Origin of the sequence: uncultured Oscillibacter sp. (assembly GCF_947654275.1) — a bacterium.
GTDB lineage: Bacteria > Bacillota > Clostridia > Oscillospirales > Oscillospiraceae > Oscillibacter.
The window spans coordinates 1-6515 of sequence record NZ_CANTJS010000088.1 but is presented as its reverse complement, the minus strand read 5'-3'; the positions used below and the strand labels follow the sequence as shown (position 1 = coordinate 6515).

The following is a 6515-nucleotide window of genomic DNA, read 5'->3' as shown; positions in this document are numbered from 1 at the left end:
TTTTACTGCTGCTTCCTTATTTTGTCCTGCGTTTGTTTGAAGACACCCTCTAGGCTTCGGCCCGTCTTTCGGAGACGCCGGGCTCCCGGAGGATGGACCGGGCTCCGGCCCGTCTTTCGGAGACGCCGGGCTCCCGGAGGATGGACCGGGCTCCGCCCCGTCTTTCGGAAACGCCGGGCTCCCGGAGGATGGACCGGGCTCCGGCCCGTTTTTCGGAGACGCCAGTTTCCCGGAGGACAGACCAGGCTCCGCCCGGTTTTTCGGAGACGCCGGGCTCCCGGAGGACAGACCGGGCTCCGGCCCGTTTTCCGGAGGCCCCGGCAATTTTTTTGGGGGGACGTGCCGCCAGGAAACGAGGCGGGCGGGTTCCGGCGCCGGACGGCGGATTTCCGCACCGCTGCGCCGGAAGCCCTGCCGCGGCAAAAAGCAGGGAGGGAAAAAGGCAAAAAAGGAAAAAGCGGGACGCCGGTTTCTCTCCGGCGTCCCGCCCCTATGTTCAGCCGTCTCCGCTCCAGGAAGTCACAGCTCCCGCATCAGGTGGAAGCTCTGCATCAGCTGCACGGAGCCATAGCCCCACTGGTTATTGGGATACTCCATATCGGGCCGCCGCAGGCAGCCCCGGATGAGATAGGCGCGAATCTGATTGGTCCCCATGGTCGGGTCGTTTCCCTCCCGGATGCCCCACTGGAGCAGCAGCGCACCGGTTCCCGCCAGCACCGCCGCCGCCGCGCTGGTGCCGCTCATCTGCCCTGGGCCATAGGGATAGATGCCCCCCACCCCAACGCCGGGGGCCACCATATCCGGCAGAACCCGCCCGCCCCAGGCGGGCCCCCGGGAGCTCCTGGCGTAGAGGCTTTTCCCGGCGCTGTCGTAGGCCCCGCAGCAGATGACCCCCACGGCGGTGGCGGGACAGGTGACGGTATAGTCCGGCGAGGCCGACAAAAACTCCACTGTGGGCGACACGAACCCCGTAATGGGAAGCCATACGTGATACTGCCCGTTCAGCAGCACGTCCCCGTGGAGCTGGATGGTCCACACCCCGGGCGTTGCGCCTAAAATGCGGATGATGGAGAGCTGCCCCCCGCTGTTCTCCACGGGAAAGTGATATTCAATCTGCACCCGGGCCGCCTCCAAAACCAGCTTCACATCGGCGGCGGGGATGGCCCCCGGCCGGGCGGGCACCCGGCCCACCAGCTCTCCGGAGGGAGAGCGCACCGAGATGGACAGCCGGTCCGCCACGGAATTCCAGACGGCCATGTAGATATCCCCGGCCCGGTCCCCCACCTTGAGATCAATCTGTCCCGGCTGCTCCCCAGGCTGGAGAACACCGCCGGTGTGATGCCGGGCCTCGGCCTCGTTCCCCGCCGCCACGCTGAGACAGACACCCTTCTGGATGGACACATTCCCCAGGTACTCCTCAAAGACGCTGGCTCCGTCGTGGCTTCCGGCGTTGGTGCCCAGGCCGATGCAGATGGACACGGGGCGGCCCAGCTCCCTGGCCTTTTTCAGGATGTACTCCACCCCCAGCATCACGGCGCTGGACTCATAGGCGTCCTCCTGGTCCGGCGGGACGCAGTACCGCTCCCGGTAGAAGGGCCGGGCCTTCTTCAGCTTCACGGCGATGATCTCCGCGTCCGGGGCCGCCCCGGTAAAGTCCTCCGTCTCCCGTCCGGCGGCCACGGAGGCCAGGAAGGTGCCGTGGCCGTTCTCGTCCCGCTCCGGCACCAGGGCGTAGGGGTCCCCGGAGGCCAGGGCCGCGTCGATGTCCGCCTTGCTGTACTCCCGGCCCAGAAGGAAGCCGGAGGGCGGCTCCCCCTGGGCAGTCTGGTCGTAGATGTACTGGATTCTGCTGGTGCCGTCCTCATAGCGGAACACATCCTGGGTATAGTCGATGCCCGTGTCCAGAATGCCCACCAGCACCCCCCGGCCCTTCAGGTTCAGATAGGGCTGGCGGTGGACCTGGGAGACCCCCGCCGCCTCCAGGGCGGGCCGGTCCAGCAGGCCCAGAACCACCGAAGCGGAGCTGACAAAGGCCGCTCCCAGCGCCTCCCCCAGCTTATAGAAGTTCTCAGCCTTGACATAAGCCAGCACGTAGCACCCGGAGAGCATCTGCCCCACCACAACCTCGTTGGAGCTGCGGGCATACTCAAAAAAGGCGTCCGTAGCCCGGGTGACGAAATCCACGGTGTCAGGCGCATGAATAAACTCCAGCGTCTCAGGCGAAAGCCGCATGTTCAAAGCCCCCTTTCCAAATGATTGACCAGATCGTTCATCGTGGCGCAGAGGTTCAGCCGGCCATAGCCCCATTGGGCGTTTGGATACGTGAGGAAAGCGCTTCTCAGGGCCCCCTTGCACAAAAAGGCCTTCACCCGCTGGTTGTAGAGCAGCCGGTCGTTCCCCCGGACCACTCCCCACTCCATCATCAGCGCCGCTGCGCCGGAGACAAAGGGCGCCGCCATGCTGGTGCCGGTGAAGGCGTCATAGCCGCCTCCGGCCTTGGCGGAGCGGACGCCCTCCGCCGGAGCCGCCAGGTCCAGCAGGGTCCGGCCCGCGCAGTCCTGGACGCCCCGACCGGAAAAGGGGCTGACCGTCCCGGTGTCGGGCCGGAAGCCCCCTACCGAGATGGGATACATGGCCGTGGCGGGAAGCGTGATGGTCAAATCCGGCGTGGGCTGGAGGAAGGCGGTGCGGTCGCCCACCTCCTCCATGGTGGGCAGCCACACATTAAAGCGGCCGTCCGAAATGCTTCCGCCGTAGCAGCGGAGCTTCCACAGGCCGTCCATGCCGCCCGGCGGGCCGTCCAGCAGACACAGCATTTCCTGAGAAACGCTGTAATGGGTGGGCACACTGTAGAACACCGCCGCCCGGACAGAGCCGAAGCGCAGAGTCCGGGTCCCTTCCAGCAGCAGCCCTGTGGCCTGGCCGTTGGGCAGCACCAGTTCAAAAGCCGCCTCGTCAATAAAGTTCTTCCACAGGGAAAGGCAGATCTGCTCCCGCTGGGTGGACACGGTAAACTCCACGTCCAGAACACCATTTTCCGTCAGGCGGCCATAGTAATGGTGGGCGCCGGAGCCCTCGTTTCCGGCGGCGCAGACAATCACGCTCCGCCCCCGCTGGGCCGACTGGTCGATATAGGACTCAAACAGCGTCTGCCCCCAGTGAGAGCCGCAGTTGGTGCCGTAGCTGAGGTTGATGACGCAGGGCATGCCCCGTTCCTCCGCCTGGTCCAGCAGGAACTTCACCGCCCGCATAATATCGGTGGTCCGGGCGCTGGGCAGCTTCACCATGGCGATGGACGCCCCGGGGGCTACGCCGCTCCGCCCGGCGGCGACGGCGGCGACGGCGGTGCCGTGGCCGCTCTGGCTCATGGTGTCGGGAACCTGGCCGGCGGCAATCTCGGCCTCGGAGTAAAACGCTCCGCTGCGGAACCCCGCCGGCGGCGTGCCCTGGGCCGTCATGTCCCACAGGGCAACCACCCGGCTCCGCCCCTCCTCCCCCTGAAATTCCGGGTGGTTCAAATCAATCCCGGAGTCCACAAGACCCACCAGCACCCCCCGGCCCGTGAGGCCGTACTCCCGCCAGACCGGCGGGATGCAGGCGGCGTCCATGCTCTGCCGGTCCATGGGTCCTCCCTCCCGGCTGGCCAGGCCGCTGATGCGGCGCGACGGCTCGAAGCTGGTCACCTGGGGGTATTCCAGCAGGTATTCCGGGTCCTGGTCCCCCAGATCCAGAATGGCAAACTGGGCATCCAGCAGCTCCGTGGGATAGCCCAGGGAAAAAATATCCCCTGTGTATTTGACGATGTACTCCATAGGTCCCTCCTTTTTCGCGGGGCAGGCGGAGAGACCATTCCCCCCGGCCCGCATAGGATAGTATACGGAAAGGAGGAGCATGCTTATGAATCCAACTTATCTGGACAAAGGCGATTTACAGGTATTTGTCACCGCGGGGGATTCCCCCCAGCCCGTTCCCGGCGCACGCGTCCGGGTCACCGACCCGGCCAACGGCAATGTTCTGGAGGAGCTGACCACAGATTCCTCCGGCCAGACGCCCTTTGTGGAGCTGCCCGCGCCGCCCATGGAGCTGTCCGTAGTGGAAAGCGCAACGGAGCAGCGGCCCTACGCCGTCTACAACGTCACCATTTCCGCCGAGGGCTATCAGACGCTCCACATCGGCGGCGTGGAGCTGATGCCCGCCGGCCGGTCCATCCAGCGGGCGCCGCTGTCGGGAGCCGGCGGCTTCAACGTGCGGAACGTCCTGCTGCCCCCTCACGCCCTCTGGGGAGAGCCCTCCTCACGGCCCCGGGAGGACGCGGTCAAGCCCCTGCCGGAGGCGGAGGGCCTGGTGGTTCTGCCGGAGCCGGTGATTCCGGAGTACATCGTGGTCCACGCCGGCAGGCCGGAGGACACGTCGGCCCAAAACTACTGGGTACCCTTCAAGGACTACATCAAAAACGTGGCGTGCAGCGAAATCTATTCCACCTGGCGGACGGAGGCCATCAAGGCCAATGTCCTGGCCATTCTCTCCTTCACCCTGAACCGGGTCTATACGGAGTGGTACCGGGGGAAGGGCTATGATTTCACCGTCACCAACTCCACAGCCTTCGACCAGTCCTATTCCCACGGCCGGACCATTTTTGAGGAGATCGGCGTGGTGGTGGACGATCTCTTCACCACCTATGTCACCAAAGAGGGAATTGCCCAGCCCCTGTTCACCCAGTACTGCGACGGCAGGCGCACCCAGTGCGGCGGCCTGAGCCAGTGGGGCTCCCAGGCTCTGGCGGAACAGGGCTGGGACACCATGGACATCCTGCGGAAATACTACGGTTCGGACATCTACCTGAAAAGCGCGGAGAAGGTGGAGGGCGTCCCCCTGTCCTACGGCGGCGAGGTCCTTTCCCTGGGCAGCGAGGGCGAGGCCGTGCGCACCATTCAGGTTCAGCTGAACCGCATCGCAGAGAACTTCCCCGCCATTCCAAAAACCCCGGCAGACGGCATCTACGGTCCGGGCACTCAGGCGGCGGTCACGGAGTTTCAGAAGGTCTTCCACATGCCTCAGACGGGCAGCGTGGATTTCGCGACCTGGTATGAGATTTCCAATGTGTTCGTGGCGGTAACAAACATGTCCTGAGAACGTCTGCCTGTTGACGGCGGCGTTCCCAGGGGGTACAATGGGAAAAACGGCTTGTCCGGACGGACGCCGGAACAGGAGTACGCAGATGGAATATATCCCGGCGAAGTCAATCGTGAACCGCACCAGAGATTCCAGCTGGTTCGGCACGGAGTACAGCATGAATCTCTACCGGGGCTGCTGTCACGGGTGCATCTACTGCGACAGCCGCAGCGACTGCTACCGCAATGATTCCTTTGACCAGGTCAGGGCAAAGGCCGACGCCCTGCGGATTGTACGGAATGACCTGGAGCGCAGGGTCAAGCGGGGTGTGGTGGGCACCGGGGCCATGAGCGACCCGTACAATCCCTTTGAAAAAGACCTACTGCTCACCCGGCACGCCCTGACGCTGCTGGAAGCCTATGATTTCGGCGCAGCCATCGATACCAAGAGCGATCTGATTGTCCGGGACATCGACGTGCTGTCCTCCATCAGCCGGACCATGCCGGTCCTCTGCAAGCTGACGGTCACAACCTGCGACGATGATCTCGCGGCAAAGCTGGAACCCCGCGCCCCCTCCCCCACCCGCCGTCTGGCGGCGCTGGAGCGGCTCAGCGCCGCCGGCCTGTTCACGGGGGTTTTGATGATGCCCGTCCTGCCCTTTCTGGAGGACAGTCCTGAGAATATCGCCGCCATTGTGGAGCGGGCGTCGGACGCCGGCGCACGCTTTATCTACCCGGCCTTCGGAATGACCTGCCGGGCGGGACAGCGGGAGTACTTTCACCGGCAGCTGGAGGCCTGTTTTCCCGGCCAGGGCCTGCCGGAGCGGTACCGGCGGCGGTATGGGAACCGCTATCAATGCACCAGCCCCAGGGCCCGGAAGCTGTGGGAGCTGTTCCGGGAGCAGTGCAGCCGGCGGGGTCTGCTCACCTCCATGGGGCAGATCGTCGCCGCGTCCCGCCGGGGCTATGAAACGGAACAGCTGAGTTTGTTTTGACGCCGGTTCTGCAAGGAGGCAGCAGGCCCGGCAGACCGCCCAAAACACCGTCCGTGATTTCGATAAGGCCCTCTCGAAACGCAGCGCTCCGCGGCTCTGCTGCCGGTGGACACGGCGTGCCTCCCGCAGACGGATCCGCCGGGAATTCTGCATTTTGGGGAACTCCGAACGCTTTCACAGCCTGCCGAAACGGTCAGAAGACAGTTCCGGCAGGCTGCATGGTTTTGACTGTATGGATTTTTTGCGCTGCGGCCCCACATTCAGGCCCCCGCTGAACGCGGCAAGACCCCGCTTTCAGCGGGGCCTTGCCGTTTGGAGAGATTTTTGAACAGAACCGGTCTGTTTATGGCCGGAACGCTTACAGCTCGCAGAGCTTCAGCAGCTCTTCCCAATTCCGGTCGACTTCCTT

At 64.7% G+C, this 6515-nt stretch carries 4 protein-coding genes; 2 read left to right on the top strand and 2 right to left on the bottom strand.

Annotated elements, in window-relative coordinates:
- Positions 1-519 precede the first annotated feature (519 nt).
- Together Q0063_RS14060 and Q0063_RS14055 are read right to left on the bottom strand one after the other, a co-directional pair.
- Positions 520-2232 (bottom strand): S8 family peptidase, encoded by a 1713-nt coding sequence (locus tag Q0063_RS14060; RefSeq protein WP_297872590.1) that lies wholly within the window; start codon positions 2230-2232, stop codon positions 520-522.
- A 2-nt stretch (positions 2233-2234) separates the two neighbouring features.
- Positions 2235-3812, bottom strand: a complete 1578-nt coding sequence (locus Q0063_RS14055; RefSeq protein WP_297872589.1) for a S8 family peptidase — start codon at positions 3810-3812, stop codon at positions 2235-2237.
- Positions 3813-3897: 85 nt separating this feature from the next.
- Between Q0063_RS14055 and Q0063_RS14050 the strand changes: the two genes are divergently transcribed.
- Together Q0063_RS14050 and Q0063_RS14045 are read left to right on the top strand one after the other, a co-directional pair.
- A complete protein-coding gene (locus tag Q0063_RS14050) occupies positions 3898-5130 on the top strand; it encodes a peptidoglycan-binding protein (RefSeq protein WP_297872588.1) in 1233 nt (410 codons plus the stop codon).
- A gap of 88 nt (positions 5131-5218) precedes the next feature.
- Positions 5219-6106 (top strand): radical SAM protein, encoded by an 888-nt coding sequence (locus Q0063_RS14045; RefSeq protein WP_297872587.1) that lies wholly within the window; start codon positions 5219-5221, stop codon positions 6104-6106.
- The last annotated feature ends 409 nt before the right edge of the window (positions 6107-6515 follow it).

What these genes read in the sequence shown, in the direction of transcription:
- Q0063_RS14045 (WP_297872587.1), top strand. Translation starts at nt 5,219, where the DNA reads ATGGAATATATCCCGGCGAAGTCAATCGTGAACCGCACCAGAGATTCC.
- Q0063_RS14055 (WP_297872589.1), bottom strand. Translation starts at nt 3,812, where the DNA reads ATGGAGTACATCGTCAAATACACAGGGGATATTTTTTCCCTGGGCTAT.
- Q0063_RS14060 (WP_297872590.1), bottom strand. Translation starts at nt 2,232, where the DNA reads ATGCGGCTTTCGCCTGAGACGCTGGAGTTTATTCATGCGCCTGACACC.
- Q0063_RS14050 (WP_297872588.1), top strand. Translation starts at nt 3,898, where the DNA reads ATGAATCCAACTTATCTGGACAAAGGCGATTTACAGGTATTTGTCACC.